This is a genomic window from Flavobacterium sp., assembly GCF_041911335.1.
Lineage (GTDB): Bacteria > Bacteroidota > Bacteroidia > Flavobacteriales > Flavobacteriaceae > Flavobacterium.
This window is the reverse complement of record NZ_JAYRPD010000030.1, coordinates 92,861-116,439: the sequence shown is the minus strand read 5'-3', so window position 1 is coordinate 116,439 and position 23,579 is coordinate 92,861. Positions and strand designations below refer to the sequence as shown.

The window sequence follows — 23,579 nt, the reverse complement described above, 5'->3', positions numbered from 1 at the left end:
TATCTTTGTTATCATCAATAAACACAATATGAAAAAAACAATAACATTATCCGCTATTGTTTGTACACTTGTTATGAACGCACAAACAAAAATCAATTATCCAGAAACAAAAAAAATCGACCATGTTGACACGTATTTTGGCGAAAAAATCAACGATCCTTACCGTTGGTTAGAAGATGACCGAAGTGCAGAAACCGAAGCTTGGGTAAAAGCTCAAAACGTAGTGACGTATGGTTATTTAGAGCAAATTCCATACAGAAATCAACTTAAATCTAGAATGGAACAATTGTGGAATTACGAGAAAATTTCGGCTCCATTCAAAGAAGGTGATTTTACGTATTACTTCAAAAACAACGGACTTCAAAATCAATCGGTTTTGTATCGAAAAGATAAAGCGGGTAAAGAAGAAATCTTTTTAGATCCGAATACTTTTTCAAAAGATGGAACTACATCTCTAGGTGGATTAAATTTCAGTAAAGACGGAAGTTTAGTAGCTTACTCTATTTCCGAAGGCGGTAGTGATTGGAGAAAAGTGATTGTTATGGAAGCTAAAACTAAGAAAATCATTGGCGATACCATTGTAGATGTAAAATTTAGTGGCGTTTCTTGGTACAAAAACGAAGGTTTTTATTATTCAAGTTATGACAAACCTGTTGGAAGCGAATTATCTGCAAAAACAGACCAACACAAATTGTATTATCACAAATTAAACACTTCACAAAAAACAGATAAATTGATTTTTGGTGGCGATGTTAAAAGAAGATATGTAGGTGGTTATGTTTCAGAGGATGAAAAATATTTGTTTATTTCAGCAGCGAATTCAACTTCTGGAAATGAGTTATATTACTTAGATTTATCTAAACCAGATGCTAAAATCGTAACCTTAATTGATAATTACGAAAACGATAATGATGTTTTAGACAACAAAGGTTCTAAAATTTATTTGGTAACAAATTACAAAGCGCCAAACAAACGCGTGGTGACTTTTGATTTATCAAATCCTGCAAAAGAAAACTGGAAAGATTGCATCGCTGAAACTGAAAATGTATTGTCGCCAAATACTGGAAGCGGTTACATTTTTGCGAGTTATATGAAAGATGCGGTTTCATTTATCAAACAATATGATTACAACGGAAAATTAGTTCGCGATATTCAATTGCCAGGCGTGGGAACTGCTGGAGGTTTTGGTGGAAAAGAAAAAGAAACTACTTTATATTTTTCGTTTACGAATTACGTAACCCCTGGAACTACTTATGCTTTTGATCCAAAAACAGGAAAATCAACAATCTATCAAAAACCTAAAGTTGATTTTAATTCGGCAGATTACGAATCAAAACAAGTGTTTTATACTTCAAAAGATGGCACAAAAGTTCCAATGATTATTACGTATAAAAAAGGAACAAAATTAAACGGTCAAAATCCAACAATATTATATGGTTACGGAGGATTTAATGTGAGTTTAACTCCGGCTTTCAGTATTGCTAACGCTGTTTGGTTAGAAAATGGCGGAGTTTATGCCGTTGCGAATTTACGCGGTGGTGGAGAATATGGTAAAAAATGGCACGATGCGGGAACACAAATGAAAAAACAAAACGTTTTTGACGATTTCATTGCCGCAGCTGAATATTTAATTAAAGAAAACTACACTTCATCTGATTATTTAGCAATCAAAGGAGGTTCAAATGGCGGTTTATTAGTAGGTGCTGTAATGACACAGCGTCCAGATTTAGTAAAAGTAGCATTACCAGCTGTTGGTGTTTTAGATATGTTACGTTATCATACATTTACCGCTGGAGCAGGTTGGGCTTACGATTACGGAACTTCTGAACAAAGCAAGGAAATGTTTGAATACATTAAAGGGTATTCACCAGTTCATAATGTAAAAGCAGGTGTGAAATATCCAGCAACTATGGTAACTACAGGCGATCATGACGACCGTGTAGTTCCAGCACACAGTTTCAAATTTGCTGCAGAATTACAAGCCAAACAAGCGGGAGATAATCCAGTTTTAATTCGTATAGATGTAAATGCGGGTCACGGAGCTGGAAAATCGGTTGCGGCTACGATTCAAGAAAATGTAGATATGCAAGTCTTTACACTTTACAATATGGGTGTTAAAGAATTAAAATAGAAAAGTTAAAAAACTGATAAAAGAGTCTTCGGGCTCTTTTTTTATGCAATAAAACTTCAAAAAATGGGTTTTCTAATTATGAGAATTCTAGTTTTTATATCCATCGTTATTGCTTCTGTCGGATTACAAAGTTGTAATTCAACCGTAAAAAGTGTGTATCGTGATGATTTTAGAAGTGCTTCCAAAACCGAAATTAAAAACATTCAAGAAGAAGTTGGGGCAACGAGTTCAAGTAAAAGCATCTTGATACTGACGCAAACTTACAAGGGAGAAAAAATCATCATTTCGCAAAACGGAAAAGTCATTTTTTCTGAATATCCAATTACCAATTTAAAAAGTAGAATTGCGAATTATTTCAGTGTAAAAAATAATTTGGATGTTCTTGTGAAAGATATAAGCACCAAAAAAGAAATCATGATTCCAGCTTCTAAAATTGGCAAACACAAGTATATTTACTTAATGAAAAAAATTAACAAAGGAAAATTTCAATACGTTATCACCTATAGTAATACCCTTCGCCCCTTAAAATAAAATCCCGATTTTCATCGGGATTTCTATTATTAAAATCGGTTATCGCCGTCAAGCATTCGACCTAAACCTCCAAGTAAGCTTCCTTCTTCTCTGCTTCCGCCGTTTTGAGGAGCGCTTGCATAAATTCTACCTGCTAATCTACTAAATGGTAACGACTGAATATAAACCGTCCCAGGTCCGCGAAGTGTTGCAAAGAACACACCTTCTCCACCAAAAATGGTATTTTTAATTCCACCAACGAACTCAATATCGTAATCTACATCTTTTGTAAAACCTACTAAACATCCAGTATCCACGCGAAGTAATTCACCAGGTTGTAATTCTTTTTTAGCTAAAGTTCCTCCTGAATGTACAAATGCCATTCCGTCACCTTCAACTTTTTGCATGATAAAACCTTCACCACCAAATAATCCGGTTCCGATTTTTTTAGTGAATTCGATTCCAACTGAAACGCCTTTTGCTGCGCATAAAAATGAATCTTTTTGACAGATGAATTTTCCACCTAATTGTTGCAAATCAATTGGAACAATTTTTCCTGGATATGGAGAAGCGAATGATACTTTTCTTTTTCCAAAATCTTGGTTTTGATAAGCTGTCATGAATAAACTTTCACCAGTTAAAACACGTTTTCCAGCTGATAAGAGTTTTCCAAAAACACCTTGTTGTTGATCTTGACTTCCATCGCCAAAAATAGTTTCCATTTTGATGCCGTTTTCCATCATCATAAAACTTCCGGCTTCGGCAATAACTACTTCTTGCGGATCTAACTCTATTTCTACATATTGCATTTCTTCACCATAAATATGGTAATCTATTTCGTGTGCTCTCATAATTTTTAATTTTTCTATATTAGTCGAAGTGATAATCGAAATGTTACGAAAAAGAAAAACCGAAAACAAAATCGCTTTCGGTTTGCATTATTTTTTATTTGGTTGCAATTAGTAATCCAATTTCACATAACCAATTTCTCTGCTGATTTTAGCTTTTCTTCTATTAATGTAAGAAGAAGAATTAGACGCTTTGTATTTTCTTGGATTTGGTAAAATTGCGGCAATTCCGGCAGCTTCATAACGGGTTAAACTAGCGGCATCTTTTCTGTACCAATGTTTTGCTGCTGCTTCGGCTCCGTAAACACCATCGCCCATTTCTATACTATTTAAATAGACTTCCATAATACGTTTTTTACCCCAAATTAGTTCAATTAAAACCGTATAATAAGCTTCTAAACCTTTACGAACATAACTTCTACCTTGCCACAGGAAAACATTTTTTGCCGTTTGTTGCGAAATGGTGCTTCCACCTTTTAAACGTTTTCCTTTCTGATTATTCTTGAACGCTTTTTGCATCGCTTCAAAATCAAAGCCCCAATGCTCTAAAAAACGACCATCTTCGCTAGCAATAACCGCTTTTTGAAGGTTTAATGAAATTTCGTCAATTGGAACCCATTCATGACTGCATGTCATTTCTTTCCCTGCTTCATTATGTTCTAAAGCGCGCATACCCATTAAAGGTGTAAAAGGAACTGGAACAAATTTGAAAAGTAAAACAATCGAAAAACTAATGATATTGAACCATAAAAACAGCAACCAAAAGAAACGTAATATCTTTTGTCCTGTAGTTCTTTTTTTTGCTGGTGATTTTGGTGATTTATTTTTTGTAGTTGTAGTTTTTTTTGCCATAGATAAAAGCTTTGCTTTTTTGTTTCAGGTTTCAAGTCTCAAGTTAAAAACTCTAAAAAATTATAATAAATCTGCTAATTCTTGTCCGACTAAACTACCTATGGCAACTCCCATTCCACCCATGCGTACTCCGCAGTAGACATTATTTGAAAGTTGTTCTACTATAGGTTTTTTATGTGTGCCCACACCCATAGTGCCGCTCCATCGGTGTTCAATTTCGAACGTTTGATGTGGCAAAATTACTGTTTTTAATAAGGCTACCAAACGATTTTGAATCAATTCTGTGGTATCATGAGAAGTGGTGGTTTCGCCTTCGAAATCTAAGTTTCTTCCGCCACCAAAAAGAATTCTATCGTTTATATTTCTAAAATAAAAATAACCTTTGTCTAAATGAAAAGTGCCTTTAATATCTAAATTCGGAATTGGTTTTGTAATCAAAACTTGAGCACGAGCCGGCTTAACTTGATTATTAGTTAATTGCGATGCAAAACCGTTTGTGGTGAACAACAATTTATTAGTTTTAAATGTAATTCCATTGGTTTCAACCTTAACACCATCATTTACTTCTTGAAAACTCGTTACCGTTTGACTGTTTAAAATCAAGATATCGTTTTGATGTGCTTTTTTTAGTAACGCTTGCATCATATTTCCGGTATCAATTTGCGCTTCAAACGGATTGAAAATCAAATTTTCAAATATTCCACCAAAATTGAATCGATCGACTTCTTTTGAAAAAACATCGGTCTTGAAAAGCGGTTTGATGATGTCGTTAATGAACGGAATCTTCTGAATGCATTCATTATAAAACAATTCGTCTTCTTTTAGAAATAATTCATAACCACCATAAGGTTTTAAATCAATTACCGAATCGCCGAGGTTTTTTCGAAGTAATTGTAACCCTGCATATCGTTTTTGAATTAGTTGGATTACTTCTTCTTCGGTATGTGTTTTTAAATCGTCTATGATTTCAGAAATGCTTCCAAAGCAAGCAAAACCAGCATTTTTGGTACTGGCACCTTGTGGTAAAATGCCTTTTTCGAGAATTAAAATTTTTGCTGAAGGGAATCTTTCGCGTAACGCTAATCCAGTATGCAAACCTACAATTCCACTACCAACGATAGTGAAATCGACATTTGAAAACCAATTTTTTATTTCCCAATAACTGAGTTGCATTGTTCTTCTTTATTTGCAGAATTTTTCTTTGCTTTAATTGCTTTCATTATCAATGGAAATGAAGTTACGGCGATTAAAATTAAGATAATGGTTTCAATATGTTTCTTCAAATCGATGCCAAATTCTTCATTGAAGAATCCGTATAAATAATGGCCTGCAAAAACTAAGGTAAACGACCAAAGCAGAGAACTTAAAACATTGTAAAACATAAACTTACTTTTCTGCATATGTACAATTCCTGCAATAATTGGCACGAATGTTCTAACAATTGGTAAAAAACGAGCAAAAATGATGGCTTTTCCACCATGTTTTTCGAAGAAAGCTTGAGATTCATATAAGTATTTCTTCTTGAAAAAGAAACTATCTTCTTTGTTGTATAAAAATTGACCGCTTTTGGCACCAAACCAATATCCGAAGATATTTCCTAAAGTTGCTGCTGATGCAATTAACAAAGCCAGAATGGTAACGTTAGACAAATCGCTTGGAATCATGAAAAAAGTTTCTACCAATTCACGACTATAAATTCCTGACAAAAACAAAAGACTGTCGCCAGGAAGAAAAAACCCAGCAAACAAACCTGTTTCAGCAAAAACTATGAATAAAACCATGTAAATTCCTATAGGAATTCCTCCGACTTCCATAGTAATATAGAACTCGGGATTGAAAAGTTTGGTCCAATGGAAATCGTTCATACTAAGCTAGTTTATTTACAGATTTTGCTACAATCATAGAAACGGCTGCATCGCCTGTGACATTAACAGTAGTTCTACACATATCTAAAGGTCGGTCAATGGCGAAAATTAAAGCTAAACCAGCTTCTGGAATTCCAGCTTGCGCTAGCACAATTACCAACATTACCATCCCCGCACCAGGAACAGCTGCACTTCCGATAGAAGCTAAAGTTGCGGTTACAATAATTCCTAATTGAGTAGCCAAAGATAAATCCATCCCAAAAGATTGTGCAATAAAAACCGCTGCAACGGCTTGATATAAACTGGTTCCATCCATATTAATTGTGGCACCAATAGGCAAAACAAAACTTGCTACTTCATCATCAACTCCTAAATTATCTACGGTTCTTTCCATAGTAACGGGTAAAGTTGCCGCACTTGAACTAGTTGAAAAAGCTAATAATTGTGCTGGAGAAATTCCGTTGAAAAAGAATTTCGGACTCTTTTTAGCCAATACTTTTACCAAAACAAGATAAACACAAATCACCAAAAACAATCCGATTAAAACGGTTAAACCATACATACCAAGCGCTTTGAACAAATCTAAACTTGGTGATTCAGCGACGATTGCTGCTAATAATGCAAAAACTCCGAACGGAGAAAACAACATGATTAAATCAATCATTTTTAAAATTACTTCGTTAAAACTATCGAAAAAGTCTTTAACGGGTTTTGATTTTTCTTCAGGTATTAAAATCATGGCGATTCCAAAAATCACTGCGAAGAAAATCACTTGTAACATATTACCATTATCAGATGAAGCTTTGATAATATTGTCTGGAACAATATCGATTAAGGATTGTAATGGCCCAACTTCACTTTGCTTAGCAGCAGCTTCAATTTTAGAGTTAGCATCAGCGGTATAACTTGAGACCAATTCGGTTCTAGTTTTTTCAGAAATATAACTTCCAGGTTTAATGATATTAACAATTACTAAACCAATTGAAACCGCTAAAATTGTAGTCATCACATACAATCCGATGGTTCTACCTCCCATTTTAGACAACTTCGAAATATCTTTTAAATCAGAAATTCCCTTAATCAAAGAGGCTAAAATTAAAGGAACAGCAATTAACTTTAATAAGTTAATGAAAATAGTTCCAAATGGTTTAACCCAATCCACAATTAAGTCTTTTCCCCAAGTAAATTGAATCAATATAAAAGCAAATAATACTCCGAAAACCATTCCAAGTAATATTTGCCAATGTAATGCTAGTTTTTTCATTATCAAGTTCGCTTTTAAGATTGTGAAAATAGGGATATTTTTTGAAAAAATTGCTACATTTAGCTTCGTTTTAAAAATAACAGATATGAAAAATTACATTTTTCTCATTTTCAGCATGATAAGCATGAGTACATTAGCACAGCAAAACCTAACTCCCGAAACCTTATGGCAATTAGGAAGAGTTACTCCTTTAGGAATTTCAAAAGATGGAAAACTATTAGTTTACAAAGTGGGAACACCTTCTGTTGAAGAAAATAAAATCAATTCAAAATATTACACGATTCCAGTTCAAGGAGGAAATGCTACCTTGGTGGAGGATTATAAATCATTTTTAGCCGACAAAAATGTTTCTCCTGATGGAAAATTATTGCTGTTTTCTAAAGAAGTTAAGGTGGAAAAATTATTGGGAAAAGACCTTTATCCAGAATTATCAAAAACCACAGCTCAAGTTTATACTGGCTTGGATTACCGTCATTGGGATACTTGGAACGACGGAACACACAATCATGTTTTCTATTCAGAGAATAAAAAAGATGCGGTTGGAATTGACATTATGCCAAACGAACCTTATGATGCACCTCAAAAACCTTTTGGTGGTGATGAAGATTACATTTGGTCGCCTGACGGAACCAAAATCATCTATGTTTGTAAAAAGAAAGCCGGAACAGCTTATGCAACCAGTACCAACACCGATTTATACGAATACGATTTAGCTACAAAAACAACAAAAAATCTTACTGAAAGCAATTTAGGTTACGATACGCATCCGATATTTTCTCCGAAAGGCGATTTGTCTTGGTTACAAATGAAACGCGATGGTTATGAAGCCGATAAAAACGATATTATCGTTCGTCATAGAGGATTAGACATCAATTTAACTGCTGGTTGGGACGAAACAGTTGATAGTTTTACTTGGAGTACCGATGGAAAAAAAGTATATTTCATTGCTCCAATTAAAGGAACGAAACAACTTTTTGAAGTTAATTTTCCTGGTTTAACAAAAATTGCGGTTCGTGTAACTCAATTAACTGATGGCGATTTTGATGTGAATGCGATTGTAGGTTTTTCAGGAACTTCGGTTTTAGTAACTCGAAATGATATGAATCATGCTCCAGAAGTCTATTCGTATGATTTAGCTAAGAAAACTTGGAAACAAATTACCAAAGTAAATGATGAAGCTTATGCTAAAATTGCTTCTTGTAAAACAGAAAAACGTTGGGTTACGACTACCGATGGCAAAAAGATGTTGGTTTGGGTAATTTTACCTCCAAATTTCGATAAAACTAAAAAATATCCAGCGCTTTTATACTGCCAAGGTGGACCACAAAGTGCGTTGACTCAATCGTATTCTTTCCGTTGGAATTTCCAATTAATGGCTTCGCAAGGTTATGTAATTGTGGCACCAAACCGAAGAGGAATGCCAGGACACGGAACGGCTTGGAACGAACAAATTTCAGGTGATTGGGGCGGACAAGTAATGGATGATTATTTAGCAGCAATTGACGATGTAGCAAAAGAATCGTACGTAGACAAAACGCGTTTAGGTGCTGTTGGGGCGAGTTACGGAGGTTATTCCGTGTTTCAATTAGCTGGAATTCACAAAAATCGTTTCAAAACATTTATTTCGCACTGTGGTATTTTCAATACAGAAAGTATGTATGGAACTACAGAAGAAGTGTTCTTTACGAATTGGGATTCAGGCGGCGCTTATTGGGAAAAAGACAATACTAAAGCACAAAAAACGTATAACGAATTCAATCCAATCAAGTTAATCAACAACTGGAATACACCAATTTTAATTATCCAAGGCGGAAAAGATTACCGTGTACCAATTGGACAAGGACAAGAAGCTTTTCAAGCGGCTCAATTAAAAGGAATTAAAAGTAAATTCTTATTGTTCCCTGATGAAAATCATTGGGTATTAAAACCTCAAAATGCCTTAGTTTGGCAAAGGGAATTTTTTGGCTGGTTAAAAGAAACACTTTAAAATTTCAAGGGCAAGAGCAAGTTCAATTTTCAAATTGTTCTTGTTCTTGAACTTGATTTTTGACCTTGAAAATGATGCCATTCGAAGACATAGAACTTACTATCAAAACCTTTCACAAGCATGATTTAGTGAAAGAAGCAGGTTTGTGGCTTTTAAAGATTTATGAAATGGAGCATCCTAATTTTGGAGGCTTTGAATTTAGAGACGAAATTCAACCCGATAGTATTTTAATGACAGCTGAAGGCATTATTGGCGGACCTCAAATCGTTAGAATTCCAAAAAACACGTTTTCATTTTCTTTGATTTTAGTTTTGAATTTATTGGCTCACGAAATGATGCACGTAAAACAAAAAGCACCAGGAGTTGCCATGCAAGACAAAAACGAGCGCGAATGGCAAGCGTATTACGAAATGTTGTTTCACAAAGAATTCCCATTAATTCCTCAAGCTTCAGTGCATCATCAAAAGTTTTTTGCAGAAAAAGCGATGATTTATTACAACCGTTCTGAAAAAGAAGCCAATCCGTTGCGATTGAAGTATGAAAATCAGAAAATAGAAATTGACGAATTAATTAAAAGTTTAGGATAAAAAAAGCGATTTCAATTTGAAATCGCTTTTTTGTTTTTATTCGTTTGGCTCATTCATTACAAATGATTCCATGAATTTTGTAGTATAATTTCCTGCCACATAATCTGGTTCGTCCATTAATTGTCTGTGGAATGGGATTGTTGTTTTGATTCCTTCGATTACGAACTCATCTAAAGCGCGCTTCATTTTGTTGATGGCTTCTTCTCTAGTTTGAGCAGTTGTAATCAACTTAGCAATCATAGAGTCATAATTTGGTGGAATTGTATATCCAGCGTAAACGTGAGTATCTAAACGCACTCCGTGTCCTCCTGGCGCATGTAAAACCGTAATTTTACCTGGCGAAGGGCGGAAATCGTTATAAGGATCCTCAGCATTAATACGACACTCAATTGAATGTAATTGTGGATAGTAGTTTTTACCAGAAATTGGAATTCCAGCCGCTACCATAATTTGCTCACGAATTAAATCGTAATCTACAACTTGTTCAGTAATTGGGTGTTCTACTTGGATACGAGTATTCATTTCCATGAAGTAGAAATTGCGGTGTTTGTCAACTAAAAACTCTACTGTTCCAGCACCTTCATATTTAATATATTCTGCTGCTTTAACAGCCGCTGTTCCCATTTTCTCACGTAATTCATCCGTCATAAATGGAGATGGCGTTTCTTCGGTTAATTTTTGGTGACGACGTTGAACCGAACAATCTCTTTCAGAAAGGTGACATGCTTTTCCATAAGAATCTCCTACTACTTGAATCTCGATATGACGAGGCTCTTCGATAAGTTTTTCCATGTACATACCATCGTTACCGAAAGCAGCAGCAGCTTCCATACGTGCACTTTCCCAAGCTTTTTCAAGCTCTTCTTCTTTCCAAATTGCACGCATTCCTTTTCCACCACCACCAGCAGTAGCTTTCATCATAACTGGATATCCAATTTCTTTTGCTACTTTTTTAGCTTGTTCAAAATCTTCTAAAATCCCCTCAGAACCAGGGACACATGGAACTCCAGCTTCAATCATTGTTGATTTCGCTGTAGCTTTATCTCCCATTTTTTCAATCATTTCTGGAGAAGCACCAATAAACTTGATACCGTGCTCTTGACAAATTTTTGAAAACTTTGCATTCTCAGATAAGAATCCGTATCCTGGGTGAATAGCGTCTGCATTTGTAATCTCGGCAGCAGCTATAATATTTGACATTTTTAAGTAAGAATCCTTACTTGGTGCAGGCCCAATACAAACCGCTTCATCAGCAAATTTTACGTGTAAACTTTCCGCATCAACAGTTGAATAAACCGCAACCGTTTTAATACCCATTTCTCTACAAGTTCTAATTACACGTAGTGCAATTTCACCTCTATTGGCAATTAATATTTTTTTAAACATGTTCTTTTAATTAGACAATTAGACCATTCTGAATTTAGAATTTAGAATTTAGAATTTAGAAAAACTGAAAACTTCTAATTTCAAATTTCTAACTTCTAACTTTATTATGATGGATCAACTAAGAATAATGGTTGATCAAATTCAACTGGAGATGAATCATCTACTAAAACTTTTACAATTTTACCAGAAACTTCAGATTCGATTTCGTTGAATAATTTCATTGCTTCAATCACACAAAGAACATCTCCTTTTCCAATAGTTGAACCTACTTCAACAAACATTGGTTTGTCTGGAGCTGGTTTTCTATAGAAAGTACCAATGATTGGCGATTTTACTGTAATATATTTTGCATTATCATCAGCTGCTGGAGTTGCTGCTGGAGCATCTGCAATAGCAGGAGCCGCTACTACTTGTGGAGCTGCCATTTGTGGCGCAGCTGCCATAGGCATTTGCTGAACATAAGTTGTAGTACTTTCTGTACCTTCAGCAGTTGTTTTTATGGTGATTTTAAAATCGTCCATTTCTAATTTTACTTCTGTAGCACCTGATTTTGCTACAAATTTGATTAGGTTTTGAATCTCTCTAATATCCATAATATTTGATTTAGTTTAGTTTGTTTTTATTTAGTATAAGCCCATTTTAAATAGATAGCACCCCATGTGAATCCGCCACCAAATGCTGCAAAGATAATATTATCTCCTTTTTTCAATTGGTTTTCGAAATCTGACAGTAATAAAGGTAGGGTTGCCGAAGTGGTATTTCCGTATTTTTGAATGTTGATTAAGACTTTAGATTCGTCTAATCCCATACGATTTGCAGTGGCATCGATAATTCTTCTGTTGGCTTGGTGTGCGACTAACCAATTGATGTCATCATGTGACAAATTGTTGCGTTCCATGATTTTTTCACTTACATCGGCCATTCCTGAAACAGCGTATTTGAAAACCGTTTTTCCGTCTTGGAAAACAAAATGTTGTTTGCTTTTAACTGTTTCTTCTGTTGGAGGCAAAATTGAACCACCTGCTTCGATTTTTAAAAATTCTCTTCCGATTCCATCACTTCTTAGTAATTCATCTTGAAGACCTAATCCATCAGTATTTGGTTCAAACAAAACAGCCCCTGCACCATCGCCAAAAATGATACAAGTGGCTCTATCTGTATAATCTATAATTGAAGACATTTTATCAGAACCTATCAATAAAACTTTTTTGTATTTTCCAGATGCGATATAAGCTGAAGCTGCAGACATTCCGTAAAGGAAACTCGAACAAGCAGCTTGCAAATCAAATGCAAATGCATTCGTTGCTCCAATTTGTGTAGCTACATAAACTCCTGTTGAAGCTACTGGCATATCTGGTGTCGCCGTTGCCATAATCACTAAATCAATATCTTTAGGATCTAAATTGGCTTTTTCTAATAAATTTTGAGCGGCTTTAATTGCCATGAAAGAAGTTCCTTGACCTTCTTCTTTTAACAATCTTCTTTCTTTAATTCCGGTACGACTGGTAATCCATTCATCATTCGTATCTACTAATGTTTCCAATACTTGATTCGACAGAACAAAGTCGGGAACATAAGAACCTACTGCCGTAATTGCTGCTGTTATTTTATTCATCTTCGATTAATTTTTCCTTCTGAATTTTTAAGATTCAAAAAGTGGTGGAAATTACAAAAAAAATTTCAAACGAATCCTATTCGAATTGCATTATTGCACACACGAATGGGTATTTAACAAAAAAACTCTCACGATGTGAGAGTTTTCTCTATTTTTTTGATATAATTAAGCTACAGCTTCGTTTTTATCAATTACAACTTGACCTCTGTAGTACATTTTACCTTCATGCCAGTAAGCTCTGTGGTATAAGTGAGCTTCACCAGTTACAGGACAAGTAGCAATTTGAGCAACTGTTGCTTTGTAATGCGTTCTTCTTTTATCTCTTCTTGTAGACGACTGTCTTCTCTTAGGATGTGCCATTGTTCTATTTTATTTATCCGTTAATAGTTTTTTTAAATTCTCCCATCTAGGGTCAATATCATTATTTTGTTGTTCTTCTTTTTTGTTTTCTTTTGGAGAAAGCGATTCTAATTTTTCAATTACATCAGATAGCGAGCCATCTTTAACACCAGGATGTATTCTTCGCAAAGGCACTGATAATATTATGGACTCATAAATATATTGTGCTACATTTACTTGAAATTCGCCATGAGGCAAAATGAGCAACTCCTCATTTTCATCATTAAAGGCATCTCCAAACTTAACTAAAAGTTTTAATTTTCCTTTAATTGGCAAATCAAACTCTTCACCCGACACATCACAAGGCACATTTACAGTTCCTTTGTGTTTAAAATCAAGTTCAAGCATAGTGCTTTTCTTCTCTAAAACAATATCAACTTTGACCGAAACGTCATTAAATTCGTCGTAATCAAAGTTTTTAAAGAACGTATTATCTATTTGATAATCAAACTGATGCTTCCCTATTTTTAACCCCACGAATGGAATTAAATATTCTTTTAAATTGTTCATAACAACAGTTTTACCTTTTTAAAAGGTGTGCAAAGATATAAAATATTTATAAATTCAAACTAGTTGTAAACATTTTTTTGTTTATAACTGCTTTTCTTTTGCTTTTAAAGGGTTTTTAATCAGCTCTTGATAGTCATTTCTTTTATTAAAAACATCAATTGCTAAATAAACAGCTTCTTTAAACGACTCGTGATTAGCTAATCCCTTTCCTGCAATTTCATAAGCAGTACCATGATCAGGAGACGTTCTAATTTTATTTAATCCTGCGGTATAATTCACACCATTCCCAAAAGACAATGTTTTAAAAGGAATCAACCCCTGATCGTGATACGTTGCAATCACCGCATCATATTTCTCATATTGAGCCGAACCAAAGAACCCGTCCGCTGAAAAAGGCCCGAAAACCATATTTCCTGCTTCAAATAATTTTTTCAAGGCTGGTTTGATAATTTTTTCCTCTTCTTGACCAATTACACCATTATCACCCGAATGTGGATTCAATCCTAAAACAGCCACTTTTGGTTTTTCAATTTCAAAATCTTGTTTTAACGTTTGAATGATGGTTTTGATTTTACTCGAAATTAATTTTTCGTTCAAATGCTTTGCCACTTCATTTACCGGAACATGATCAGTAAGTAATCCCACACGTAAATCATCGTGAACCATTAGCATTAAAGCATCACCTTCTAATTCTTTATTCAAATAATCGGTATGCCCTGGGAATTTGAATTCTTCTGATTGAATATTATACTTATTAATAGGAGCTGTTACCAAAACATCTACCAAACCTTCTTTTAGAGCTTTTGTTGCAGCAACGAAAGATTTTATAGCGTAACTTCCAACAACATCATCGTTTTTTCCCAACTCCAAGTTTACACCTTCGCGCCACACATTTAGTACATTGATTTTTCCAACAACAAATTGCTCTATTTTATCGATTCCGTGAATGGCAATATCGATATTCAATTCTTTTCTCAAAAAAGAAACAATCTTAGCATTTGCAAAAATTACTGGCGTACACAATTCTAACATTCGAGTATCTTCAAATGTTTTTAAAATTACTTCGCTTCCAATACCATTTAAATCTCCAATCGAAATTCCAACAATTATATTTTCTGCTTTTTTAACCATAACAAATGTGATTTATTGCTTACTTTTGATGTGCAAATTTAGTAAAATTAAATCAGTTATGTTTACCGGAATTATAGAAACCCTCGGAATTATAAAAGAAATCGAAAAAGATCAGGAAAACCTGCATGTAACGGTGGAATCCGACATTACTCATGAATTAAAAATTGACCAAAGTGTAGCACATAATGGTATTTGTTTAACAGTGGTAAAAATTGAAAACAAAAATTATACTGTAACCGCTATAAAAGAAACCATCGACAAAACTTCGATTGGAACTTGGAAAGTTGGAGATGTCATAAATTTAGAACGCGCTATGAAACTTGGCGACAGACTTGACGGACACATTGTTCAAGGACATGTTGACCAAACTGGAACGTGTACAAATATTAAAGAAGCTAATGGAAGTTGGGTTTTTACATTTGAATACGACGCTTCATTAAACAACATTACTATTGAAAAAGGTTCAATAACCGTAAATGGAACTAGCTTAACAGTTGTAAATTCAGGATTAAACACATTTAGTGTCACAATAATCCCTTATACTTTTGAACACACTAATTTTAATACTTTTAAAATTGGTACAAAAGTAAATTTAGAGTTTGATGTTATAGGAAAGTATGTAAGTCGATTAAATGAATTAAGAAAATAAAAAAAGGTTCTTATAAAGAGCCTTTTTTTGTAGATATATATTTCTTTGACAAATAATAACCTGACACTAACGCCAAAAAGAATAAAATAACCAATCCTCCATCAATAGGCAAACCAGGTGGTGGTGGTGGAGTTGGCGGCGGAGGTGTTGGATCTGCTGCTAAAACACCTTGAATACTAAAAAGTACTACTAAAATTGTTATAATTTTATTCATAATTGTTCTCATTGGGCGCAAAAGTATAATTTATATCATTCCCTTACTAATAAAAGAAATTATTTAATAATAAGTTAATATTCTGTAACACAAACTTATTTAGAAAACACGAAAATATAAATATTTTTATACTTTACAAGTTATTTTTTAAAAAAAAACTTAAAAAAAACTTAAAATAAGCTTTTCGTAAGAAATTACTCCTTAATTTAAAACAATAAAAGTGGTCCCACCTGGGCTCGAACCAGGGACCACCTGATTATGAGTCAGGTGCTCTAACCAACTGAGCTATAGGACCAGTATTGAAGTTGCAATATTAAGACTAATTTTTAAGGCAACCAAATCTTTTTTTAAACTTTATTTTATTTCTTGACAAAGCTCTATTAGCACGCCATTCGTGCCTTTAGGATGAAGAAATACAACCAATTTATTATCAGCTCCTTTTTTTGGAATTTCATTTAAGACAACAAAACCTTCTTTTTTTAAGCGCGAAATCTCTTCCAAAATATCTTCAACATCAAAAGCAATGTGATGAATACCTTCACCCTTCTTTTCTAAAAATTTTGCAATTGGACTTTCGGGATTTGTAGCTTCTAGTAATTCAATTTTGTTTGGCCCGTTCATAAAAAAAGAAGTTTTAACACCCTCACTGACTACTTCTTCCTCTTTATATGGAGGTTGGCCAAATAATTTTTCAAAAAGCAAATTTGATTCTTTCAAACTTTTTACCGCAATACCTATATGTTCAATTTTTCTCATAAATTTCGATTTTTAATGCGAACAAAGTTAACAAAAAACAACAAACGGTTATTCGAGGACATTCATATATAATACAAAAGAATACGCCTTGATAAATTTTTATGTATTTTTGCATCATGGAAACAAATAGACAAAAAAAAATAGGAGCACTTTTACAAAACGATTTGGTTTCGATTTTACAGGGTGAAATCCGTAAAAATAATATCAACAATTTAGTAATTTCGGTTTCAAAAGTAAATGTAACTTCGGATTTATCGATTGCAAAAGTTCATTTAAGTATATTTCCTACTGATAAAGCTGCTGAAATTTTAGCCGCTGTAAAAAGCAACGCACCTCTTATCAAACATGATTTAGCCCAACGTGTGAAAAATCAATTACGCAAAGTTCCAAATTTGATTTTCTACATTGATGATAGCTTAGATTACATCGAAAAAATTGATAAAGCATTAACTGGAGAAGAAAATCCAATTGAAAATCCAGATTTATTAGAAAAAAGAAAGAAATCGTAATTTGAACCTTTCCTTTTACATAGCCAAACGTTACGCTGTTAGTTTTAGCAGAAACAAAGCAATTAACATTATTACTGGAATTGCTTCTGTTGGAATTATAGCAAGCACTATGGCTCTTTTTGTTTTCTTGTCGGTTTTTAGTGGTTTGAAAGAATTTAGTTTGAATATTGCTAACGCTTCGGACCCAGATTTACGAATTGAAACCACATCAGGCAAAACCTTTTCGGTTAGTCCAAAACAAGAAGAATTACTTAAAAAAAGTAACTATATCGCTTCCTTTAGTAAAATTATTGAAGAGCGTGTTTATTTTATGTATGATAATAAAGAATTGGTGGCACATATAAAAGGAGTTGACAATCATTTTATACAAGTAACCGATTTTAAAAAACATCTATACGCAGGAGAATGGTTTGAAAATAATTCCGAAAGCGTAGTCATTGGAGCTGATATTAGCAGAAAATTAGGTTTAGGTTTATTTGATTACAATAATGCTTTAGAGGCTTATGTTCCAAAACCTGGAAAAGGTGATATTGAAAACGCAAACGAAGCTTTCAATAAATCTTTACTGTTCCCCTCTGGTATTTACTCTATTAATGAAGAATTAGATGGTAAATATGTTTTTTGTTCTATTGGGTTAGCCCAACATTTTCTTGACCTAAAAAACAACGAAATCACAAATATTGAAATCAAGTTAAAACCTAATATGGACGAAAATAAAGCTAGAAAAGAGCTTAATTCTATTTTAGGAAATGACATTAAAATAAAGAATAGAGCTCAATTGAACGATTCTCTTTATAAAATGTTACAATCTGAAAACCTATTCATTTATTTATTTAGCACTTTAGTTGTAATTCTTACCTTATTTTGCCTTGCTGGAGCTATTGTAATGATTATTATTGACAAAAGAGACAATCTTAAAACATTATATAACATTGGTGTTACACAAAAAGCTATTCGCAATATATTTTTCACACAAGGAATTATCATTACCTTATTTGGTTTGATTATAGGGTTAGGATTAGCTATAGGTATCATTCTACTTCAACAGCATTTTTCATTCATCATGATTACACCTACCATGCCTTATCCTGTACTTTTTGAATGGCAAAACATGGCGATTGTAATTATGACAATCATAATTCTTGGATTAATCTCTTCTTGGATTGCTTCTGGGACAGTAAATACAAAATTATTTAGATAAAAAGTCAAATAACAAAATATAGACATGTGTTTCATGCATTACTATTTAGTTATCTGTTCAACAACCATTCATTATGCCTAAAATAATCCCATTTAGCTTTAGCCATATCAAATTTTGGATCAATTAAACTTTTATATTCTTTTCTATTAATACTGTTTTTACAATCGATGTAAATAGCAATGGGTTTTCCTTTGTATTCCTCTTTGATGCGTTGACAGTATTGCCAAATGAAATCGGGTTTAGTGGCTAAATTTTGCGCTTGTTTATCAGTAAGGTTTTTTTGGTAATCGTAAATAGAAACATTTCCCGTTTTTAAATCCCTAATTTGAATTGTGATGTAGCCATTTCGTTCGCGTAGCATCATGCGCCAGCTTAATCGATGTCCTTCTTCTGTCCAAAGTACATCCCCTTCAATAAAATGATGACGAAGCGGAAGTAAAAGTTGTATAATTAAATAAGGAACCATCAAAACGTATACGATTCTTTTTCCGTAGAAGTTTTGATGTAAATTTTCAATTTCAATTTTAGGTTTCTTTTTAAGAAATATTTTTCTAATGGTTTCAGGTTCGTAAAAGAATAACGCAAAAGTTAGAGCAAAGAAAGGAAAAATACCAATTTCTAAGAATATAGCATTAAAGAGATGAAAAGTTAAGGATGCTAGTAAGGCTAACATTCTTGTTTTTTTAAATAAAAGTAATGGAACAATTAATAAATCGAAAATTATCCCCATGTAAGCAATGAATAGATAAAACCATTTTTGAAGAAATAGTTTTTTTAAAGCGCTGATTTCGGTAGAATTTGCTAATAAGTTTCTTGTGAAAGTGCCATCTAACCAATCAGGGTAAAGTTTTGCAATGGAAGCGTAAAAATACACAATAGCAACTTGAATAATAAATAAAAGATTAATCCAGTAAGGCATCGTTTTTTCTTCTTGGATTCTTTTTTGATTTACATCAAGTGAAGTATGTCGATTTGCAGGAAGAAAAATCATTAAAAAGCTTATTAAAAGTAATAAGTAATAATGATTGTTGTAAGCTGATTTCTGCATAAAATAAGCTCCAGTCCACAAAATAGTGTAAGAAATAATAGCTATTCGATATTGATAACCAAGCATAATTGCCAATCCGAAAACTCCCATTGCGATGAAATAAAAATACATTCCAAAGCCAGGCAAAGGCTGAAGCCATTCGAAACCGATAAAAGAAAAGGTAAATTGGGGTTCAATAAAAACGCGTTTAACCCATCCAGTAAGAATGGCGCCAAAACTTTCACAAGTAATTAAAAATCCGAAAAAGATTCGGAAAACGACTAATGGACTGTTATCGATTGCTTTGAAAAGAAATTTCATTTTAAATTTTGAATGTAGTTTAGTGAAAACAATTTGTCCTTTTCAAGTTGGGCTTGTAAATCTGAAAGCGAATTGAATTTTCGCTCGTCTCTAATATGTTCTAGGATTGATATTTTTAATTTTTCATTGTAGATATTTTCACTCATATCAAAATAATGAACTTCAATTGATTGTTCATTCTCACCAAGCGTCGGATTGTTCCCAATATTCATCATACCAAAATACAGAATATCGTTAATTTCACTAGACACTATGTAAACCCCATTTTTAGGCAACAATTTATAACTTTCGTTAATCTGAATATTAGCGGTTGGAAAACCTAAAGTTCTACCAATTTTTTTGCCCTCAATCACTTTTCCAGAAATAAAATAAGAATATCCTAAAAATTGATTGGCTAGTTGGATGTTTCCTTCCATCAAAGCTTTTCGTATTTTGGTAGAACTAATAGCTATTTCATCAATTTCATGAGCACTAATTTGTTCTACTTCGAAACCGTATTTTTTTCCGAATGAAATTAAATCACTAATGTCAGCTGTTCTATTTTTTCCAAAACGATGGTCGTGACCAATAATAATTTTGTGAATATTTAATCGATCAATCAGGATTTCTTTTACAAATTCCTCTGCAGATAAATTAGAAAATGCTGCATCAAAAGGATGAATGATAAGGTTATCGATGCCGAACTTATCCAGTAATTCTGCTTTTTCATCGATTGTATTTAACAACTTAATAGAGGTGTCTTGTTGCAAAACCATTCTTGGATGCGGAAAAAAAGTAAGTAATGAAGATTCGTAAGTGTTATTTTCCTTTGCTTCAACTACTTTTTTTAAAATAGATTGATGTCCCAAATGAACACCATCAAAAGTACCTAAGGTAAGAATGGTTTTCTTTTGTGAAGAAAAATTAAAAATTGAATCGTATGTTTTCAAAATTAAATATATAATATCTACAAAGATAAATTCTATAATCTTAAAACTAAGAAAGTTTATAAAAAAAATAACAATGTTGCGAATTTCATATTTTTTTTAATAAGTTTGTACATTAATCAATAATTTAACCAAAAATGAAAAAAACTTTACTACTAATTGTTTTTACTTTTTTGTCGATTAGTTTTGGCTATTCACAAACAGATAAAGCATGGAAGACCTTTAATGGTGGTGATGTTAAAGTAGCATTAACCGCAGAAAGACAATCTTTTCCACAAGATTATACTTTAATGCAATTAGATTTAACTGTATTAAAGTCTTCACTTAACAACGTTTCAGACAGAACTGCACTTAACAGAAATAATGTTGTTATTTCTATACCAAATGCAGATGGAAAATTGGAGCGTTTTCAAGTTTATGAAGCTTCAAATTTTGATGCTGAATTACAAGCTCAATTTCCCCAAATCCGTTCATATGTAGGAGCAGGAATTGATGATAAATATGCTATATTAAGAATGAGTTTAGACCCTAGAGGAGTTCAAACTATGGTTCTAAGAGCTGGTAAACCAGCAGAGTTTATGGAGCCTTATTCTCAAGACGGTAAAATTTACGCAGTATATAGTTCTTCAAGAAAAAGAGGCAAATTACCTTTTACTTGTTCTACACCTGAGCAAGTTTTAACAAATGATTTGGCTACACCAGAAGTTACTGCTCGTTCTAGTTCTGGATCACTTTTAACATTCAGATTAGCATTGTCTTGTAATGGTGAATATGCTAACCACTTCGGAGCTTCAAGTGCCGCTGATGTGGCTTTAGTTTTAGCTCAATTTAATGCAACTATGACTCGTGTAAATGGAGTTTTTGAAAAAGATTTTGCTATTCATATGAACATAGTTGCCTCGACTACAAATGTAATATTTTACGATCCTGCTTCAGATCCTTATACTACAATGGCTAATTGGAATACTCAATTACAAAAAACACTAAATACTACATTAACAGGTCCATCTACAACTCTTGCAGATAACAATGCAGCTTATGATGTAGGACATATGTTTGGTGAAACAGGTGGTGGCGGAAGTGCTGGCTGTATAGGATGTGTATGTGTAAATGGTGTTGCTTCAGGAACTGGTGCAACAAAAGGAAGAGGAATTACTTCTCCTGCAGACGGAGTTCCAATGGGAGACACATTTGATATTGACTATGTAGCACATGAGTTAGGGCATCAATTTGGTGCTAATCATACTTTCTCTCATGGTAATGAAGGATATGGTGTAAATAAAGAAGTAGGTGGGGGTGTAACTATTATGGGATATGCTGGTATTACTTCTTACAATACACACATGAATTCAATTGATATTTTCCATTCAGCAAGTATTGCACAAGTTCAGGCTAATATGGTTGGAAAAACTTGTCCTACTAGTACTCCAATTACTCATAGTGCTCCTGTTGTAAATGCAGGTGCAGATTACACTATCCCATTAAGTACTCCATTTGTTTTAACTGGTTCGGCTACTGATGCTGGTGGAGGATCTTTAACTTATGCTTGGGAACAGAATGACGATGGAGGAGCTAATACTGCTGCTGCAAGTGTGGCTAGTCCAACAAAAACAACTGGGCCAAATTTCGCTTGTTATCCAGCGTCTGCTAATTCATTTAGATATTTCCCAGCTTTTTCTTCTATTTTAAATGGAAGTACAACTACTGCAGGTGTAGGAGTAACCATGGAAGCATTAAGTTCTGTTGCAAGAACATTAAATTTTAGACTAACCGTTAGAGATAATGTTGTAGGTCAAGGGCAAACTAATTATGACGATGTTGTAGTAACAGTAGCAGATAAAACTGCACTTACTGTAACTATGGCTGCAGGCACTAGTTACCCTGTGGGTTCAACTCAAACTGTTGTTTGGACTGGAGCAACTGGAGCGAATGGTCATAATACAATAGCTGGAGGTGCAAATGTTGATATTTTGTTTTCATCTGATAACGGAGTTACATGGACTACTTTATTATCTGGAACACCAAATGATGGAACTCAGTCAGTAACTTTACCTGCTGGTGTTGCTGCTCCTTATTGTAGATTTATGGTTAAAGCAAGTGCTAATATTTTCTTTAATATTTCTCAACCATTTTCTGTAGGTTATACTATTACAAATGTTTGTAATACATACACAAATTCTAATGTTTTGGTAATACCTGACGGAACAGGTGCAAATGCTTATGGTTCTGTTGTTGCAAATACAATTAATGTGCCTACAAGTGTTACTATTACGGATGTAAACATTGGTTTAAATGTTTCGCATACTTATCCTCAAGATTTACAAATTGCTATTAATCACCCAGATGCTACCCAAGTTTTGGTTTGGAATAGAGCTTGTGCTGGCAATGATAATTTTAATATAACTTTAAGTGATGGCTCTCCTGCATTTTCTTGTGTTGCAAATATGACTGGAACTTTTGCACCTTCATCTTCTTTATCTGCTTTTAATGGTAAACCATCTAATGGTGTTTGGACTTTATTAGTAAGGGATGGTTATTTAGGTGATTTAGGTCAAATTAATTCATGGTCTATTGAGATTTGTTCACAAACGGTTACTCTCTCATCAGAATCATTTGGTTTAGATAATTTTACTTTGTATCCAAATCCTAACAACGGAAACTTTAATATTCAATTTACTTCTAATACAGGAAATGAAATTAAAGTAAACGTTCATGACATTAGAGGAAGAGAAATTTTTGCTAAATCATATAACAACAATGGTTTATTTAATGAAACATTACAATTAAATGGTGTTCAATCTGGAGTATATCTTGTAACAGTTCAAGATGGCGCTAGAAAAGAAGTAAAGAAAATTGTAGTTCAATAAATGGAATAATTTTATAAATACAAA

23 protein-coding genes and 1 tRNA gene are annotated in these 23,579 nt (G+C 33.5%); 8 read left to right on the top strand and 16 right to left on the bottom strand.

Going from position 1 to position 23,579, the window contains the following annotated elements; translation table 11 throughout:
- Positions 1-28 precede the first annotated feature (28 nt).
- A complete protein-coding gene (locus ACE3PD_RS04140) occupies positions 29-2,131 on the top strand; it encodes a prolyl oligopeptidase family protein (RefSeq protein ID WP_374399798.1) in 2,103 nt (700 codons plus the stop codon).
- 78 nt (positions 2,132-2,209) lie between these two features.
- Positions 2,210-2,662 carry a hypothetical protein gene (locus ACE3PD_RS04135; RefSeq protein WP_374399796.1) on the top strand — a complete coding sequence of 151 codons (453 nt, stop codon included), beginning with the start codon at positions 2,210-2,212 and terminating at the stop codon, positions 2,660-2,662.
- A 29-nt stretch (positions 2,663-2,691) separates the two neighbouring features.
- Here ACE3PD_RS04135 and ACE3PD_RS04130 read toward each other — a convergent pair whose 3' ends face one another.
- The 5 genes from ACE3PD_RS04130 to ACE3PD_RS04110 form a co-directional block, all read right to left on the bottom strand.
- Positions 2,692-3,492, bottom strand: a complete 801-nt coding sequence (locus ACE3PD_RS04130; RefSeq protein WP_374399794.1) for a TIGR00266 family protein — start codon at positions 3,490-3,492, stop codon at positions 2,692-2,694.
- A 108-nt stretch (positions 3,493-3,600) separates the two neighbouring features.
- Positions 3,601-4,341, bottom strand: a complete 741-nt coding sequence (mtgA, locus tag ACE3PD_RS04125) for a monofunctional biosynthetic peptidoglycan transglycosylase (RefSeq protein WP_374399792.1) — start codon at positions 4,339-4,341, stop codon at positions 3,601-3,603.
- A gap of 60 nt (positions 4,342-4,401) precedes the next feature.
- Complete coding sequence (locus ACE3PD_RS04120) at positions 4,402-5,514, bottom strand: NAD(P)/FAD-dependent oxidoreductase (RefSeq protein WP_374399790.1); 1,113 nt, start codon at positions 5,512-5,514, stop codon at positions 4,402-4,404.
- A complete protein-coding gene (locus tag ACE3PD_RS04115) occupies positions 5,490-6,206 on the bottom strand; it encodes a DedA family protein (RefSeq protein WP_374399788.1) in 717 nt (238 codons plus the stop codon). The genes ACE3PD_RS04120 and ACE3PD_RS04115 overlap by 25 nt, the downstream gene beginning before the upstream one ends.
- Position 6,207: 1 nt before the next feature.
- Entirely contained in the window at positions 6,208-7,470 is a 1,263-nt protein-coding gene (locus ACE3PD_RS04110; protein WP_374399786.1) for a dicarboxylate/amino acid:cation symporter, read from the bottom strand.
- Positions 7,471-7,555: 85 nt separating this feature from the next.
- Between ACE3PD_RS04110 and ACE3PD_RS04105 the strand changes: the two genes are divergently transcribed.
- Both ACE3PD_RS04105 and ACE3PD_RS04100 read left to right on the top strand, forming a co-directional pair.
- The gene (locus ACE3PD_RS04105; RefSeq protein ID WP_374399784.1) at positions 7,556-9,457 is read left to right on the top strand and encodes an alpha/beta fold hydrolase; all 1,902 of its coding nucleotides are present in this window, start codon (positions 7,556-7,558) and stop codon (positions 9,455-9,457) included.
- 71 nt (positions 9,458-9,528) lie between these two features.
- On the top strand, positions 9,529-10,044 hold the full coding sequence (locus ACE3PD_RS04100; protein WP_374399782.1) for a hypothetical protein: 516 nt from the start codon (positions 9,529-9,531) through the stop codon (positions 10,042-10,044).
- Positions 10,045-10,080: 36 nt separating this feature from the next.
- Here ACE3PD_RS04100 and accC read toward each other — a convergent pair whose 3' ends face one another.
- The 6 genes from accC to pdxA form a co-directional block, all read right to left on the bottom strand.
- Complete coding sequence (gene accC / locus ACE3PD_RS04095) at positions 10,081-11,430, bottom strand: acetyl-CoA carboxylase biotin carboxylase subunit (protein ID WP_374399780.1); 1,350 nt, start codon at positions 11,428-11,430, stop codon at positions 10,081-10,083.
- Positions 11,431-11,534: 104 nt separating this feature from the next.
- Positions 11,535-12,023, bottom strand: a complete 489-nt coding sequence (gene accB / locus ACE3PD_RS04090) for an acetyl-CoA carboxylase biotin carboxyl carrier protein (protein WP_374399778.1) — start codon at positions 12,021-12,023, stop codon at positions 11,535-11,537.
- A gap of 26 nt (positions 12,024-12,049) precedes the next feature.
- Positions 12,050-13,045, bottom strand: coding sequence for a beta-ketoacyl-ACP synthase III (locus tag ACE3PD_RS04085; protein ID WP_374399777.1), 996 nt, complete (start codon positions 13,043-13,045; stop codon positions 12,050-12,052).
- Positions 13,046-13,210: 165 nt separating this feature from the next.
- Complete coding sequence (rpmF, locus tag ACE3PD_RS04080; RefSeq protein ID WP_250582110.1) at positions 13,211-13,405, bottom strand: 50S ribosomal protein L32; 195 nt, start codon at positions 13,403-13,405, stop codon at positions 13,211-13,213.
- A 9-nt stretch (positions 13,406-13,414) separates the two neighbouring features.
- Positions 13,415-13,954, bottom strand: a complete 540-nt coding sequence (locus ACE3PD_RS04075) for a DUF177 domain-containing protein (RefSeq protein WP_291253001.1) — start codon at positions 13,952-13,954, stop codon at positions 13,415-13,417.
- A gap of 81 nt (positions 13,955-14,035) precedes the next feature.
- Entirely contained in the window at positions 14,036-15,085 is a 1,050-nt protein-coding gene (gene pdxA, locus ACE3PD_RS04070) for a 4-hydroxythreonine-4-phosphate dehydrogenase PdxA (protein ID WP_374399774.1), read from the bottom strand.
- A 58-nt stretch (positions 15,086-15,143) separates the two neighbouring features.
- On the opposite strand from pdxA, the gene ACE3PD_RS04065 reads away from it, so the two are divergent.
- Positions 15,144-15,734 carry a riboflavin synthase gene (locus ACE3PD_RS04065; protein ID WP_374399772.1) on the top strand — a complete coding sequence of 197 codons (591 nt, stop codon included), beginning with the start codon at positions 15,144-15,146 and terminating at the stop codon, positions 15,732-15,734.
- A 10-nt stretch (positions 15,735-15,744) separates the two neighbouring features.
- On the opposite strand, the gene ACE3PD_RS04060 is transcribed toward ACE3PD_RS04065, so the two are convergent.
- The 3 genes from ACE3PD_RS04060 to mce all read right to left on the bottom strand — a co-directional run bounded on the left by ACE3PD_RS04060 (position 15,745) and on the right by mce (position 16,704).
- Entirely contained in the window at positions 15,745-15,948 is a 204-nt protein-coding gene (locus ACE3PD_RS04060; protein WP_374399770.1) for a hypothetical protein, read from the bottom strand.
- Positions 15,949-16,169: 221 nt separating this feature from the next.
- A tRNA-Ile gene (locus ACE3PD_RS04055) sits at positions 16,170-16,243 on the bottom strand.
- Positions 16,244-16,302: 59 nt separating this feature from the next.
- On the bottom strand, positions 16,303-16,704 hold the full coding sequence (mce, locus tag ACE3PD_RS04050; protein ID WP_374399768.1) for a methylmalonyl-CoA epimerase: 402 nt from the start codon (positions 16,702-16,704) through the stop codon (positions 16,303-16,305).
- 116 nt (positions 16,705-16,820) lie between these two features.
- On the opposite strand from mce, the gene rbfA reads away from it, so the two are divergent.
- Positions 16,821-17,213: a 30S ribosome-binding factor RbfA gene (gene rbfA, locus ACE3PD_RS04045; RefSeq protein ID WP_374399766.1), complete on the top strand. Its 393-nt coding sequence runs from the start codon at positions 16,821-16,823 to the stop codon at positions 17,211-17,213.
- Position 17,214: 1 nt separating this feature from the next.
- Positions 17,215-18,414 (top strand): ABC transporter permease, encoded by a 1,200-nt coding sequence (locus ACE3PD_RS04040; protein ID WP_374399764.1) that lies wholly within the window; start codon positions 17,215-17,217, stop codon positions 18,412-18,414.
- 49 nt (positions 18,415-18,463) lie between these two features.
- Here the strand turns inward: ACE3PD_RS04040 and ACE3PD_RS04035 are convergent, their stop codons facing one another.
- Both ACE3PD_RS04035 and ACE3PD_RS04030 read right to left on the bottom strand, forming a co-directional pair.
- Positions 18,464-19,762, bottom strand: coding sequence for an HTTM domain-containing protein (locus ACE3PD_RS04035; protein ID WP_374399762.1), 1,299 nt, complete (start codon positions 19,760-19,762; stop codon positions 18,464-18,466).
- Positions 19,759-20,691 carry a bifunctional riboflavin kinase/FAD synthetase gene (locus ACE3PD_RS04030; protein WP_374399759.1) on the bottom strand — a complete coding sequence of 311 codons (933 nt, stop codon included), beginning with the start codon at positions 20,689-20,691 and terminating at the stop codon, positions 19,759-19,761. The genes ACE3PD_RS04035 and ACE3PD_RS04030 overlap by 4 nt, the downstream gene beginning before the upstream one ends.
- A 134-nt stretch (positions 20,692-20,825) precedes the next feature.
- On the opposite strand from ACE3PD_RS04030, the gene ACE3PD_RS04025 reads away from it, so the two are divergent.
- The gene (locus ACE3PD_RS04025; RefSeq protein WP_374399757.1) at positions 20,826-23,555 is read left to right on the top strand and encodes a reprolysin-like metallopeptidase; all 2,730 of its coding nucleotides are present in this window, start codon (positions 20,826-20,828) and stop codon (positions 23,553-23,555) included.
- Positions 23,556-23,579: the final 24 nt, after the last annotated feature.

Bases quoted from the DNA above. Each gene is read 5' to 3' on its own strand.
- ACE3PD_RS04140 (WP_374399798.1), top strand. From the start codon at position 29: ATGAAAAAAACAATAACATTATCCGCTATTGTTTGTACACTTGTTATG.
- ACE3PD_RS04135 (WP_374399796.1), top strand. From the start codon at position 2,210: ATGAGAATTCTAGTTTTTATATCCATCGTTATTGCTTCTGTCGGATTA.
- ACE3PD_RS04130 (WP_374399794.1), bottom strand. From the start codon at position 3,492: ATGAGAGCACACGAAATAGATTACCATATTTATGGTGAAGAAATGCAA.
- mtgA (WP_374399792.1), bottom strand. From the start codon at position 4,341: ATGGCAAAAAAAACTACAACTACAAAAAATAAATCACCAAAATCACCA.
- ACE3PD_RS04120 (WP_374399790.1), bottom strand. From the start codon at position 5,514: ATGCAACTCAGTTATTGGGAAATAAAAAATTGGTTTTCAAATGTCGAT.
- ACE3PD_RS04115 (WP_374399788.1), bottom strand. From the start codon at position 6,206: ATGAACGATTTCCATTGGACCAAACTTTTCAATCCCGAGTTCTATATT.
- ACE3PD_RS04110 (WP_374399786.1), bottom strand. From the start codon at position 7,470: ATGAAAAAACTAGCATTACATTGGCAAATATTACTTGGAATGGTTTTC.
- ACE3PD_RS04105 (WP_374399784.1), top strand. From the start codon at position 7,556: ATGAAAAATTACATTTTTCTCATTTTCAGCATGATAAGCATGAGTACA.
- ACE3PD_RS04100 (WP_374399782.1), top strand. From the start codon at position 9,529: ATGATGCCATTCGAAGACATAGAACTTACTATCAAAACCTTTCACAAG.
- accC (WP_374399780.1), bottom strand. From the start codon at position 11,430: ATGTTTAAAAAAATATTAATTGCCAATAGAGGTGAAATTGCACTACGT.
- accB (WP_374399778.1), bottom strand. From the start codon at position 12,023: ATGGATATTAGAGAGATTCAAAACCTAATCAAATTTGTAGCAAAATCA.
- ACE3PD_RS04085 (WP_374399777.1), bottom strand. From the start codon at position 13,045: ATGAATAAAATAACAGCAGCAATTACGGCAGTAGGTTCTTATGTTCCC.
- rpmF (WP_250582110.1), bottom strand. From the start codon at position 13,405: ATGGCACATCCTAAGAGAAGACAGTCGTCTACAAGAAGAGATAAAAGA.
- ACE3PD_RS04075 (WP_291253001.1), bottom strand. From the start codon at position 13,954: ATGAACAATTTAAAAGAATATTTAATTCCATTCGTGGGGTTAAAAATA.
- pdxA (WP_374399774.1), bottom strand. From the start codon at position 15,085: ATGGTTAAAAAAGCAGAAAATATAATTGTTGGAATTTCGATTGGAGAT.
- ACE3PD_RS04065 (WP_374399772.1), top strand. From the start codon at position 15,144: ATGTTTACCGGAATTATAGAAACCCTCGGAATTATAAAAGAAATCGAA.
- ACE3PD_RS04060 (WP_374399770.1), bottom strand. From the start codon at position 15,948: ATGAATAAAATTATAACAATTTTAGTAGTACTTTTTAGTATTCAAGGT.
- mce (WP_374399768.1), bottom strand. From the start codon at position 16,704: ATGAGAAAAATTGAACATATAGGTATTGCGGTAAAAAGTTTGAAAGAA.
- rbfA (WP_374399766.1), top strand. From the start codon at position 16,821: ATGGAAACAAATAGACAAAAAAAAATAGGAGCACTTTTACAAAACGAT.
- ACE3PD_RS04035 (WP_374399762.1), bottom strand. From the start codon at position 19,762: ATGAAATTTCTTTTCAAAGCAATCGATAACAGTCCATTAGTCGTTTTC.
- ACE3PD_RS04025 (WP_374399757.1), top strand. From the start codon at position 20,826: ATGAAAAAAACTTTACTACTAATTGTTTTTACTTTTTTGTCGATTAGT.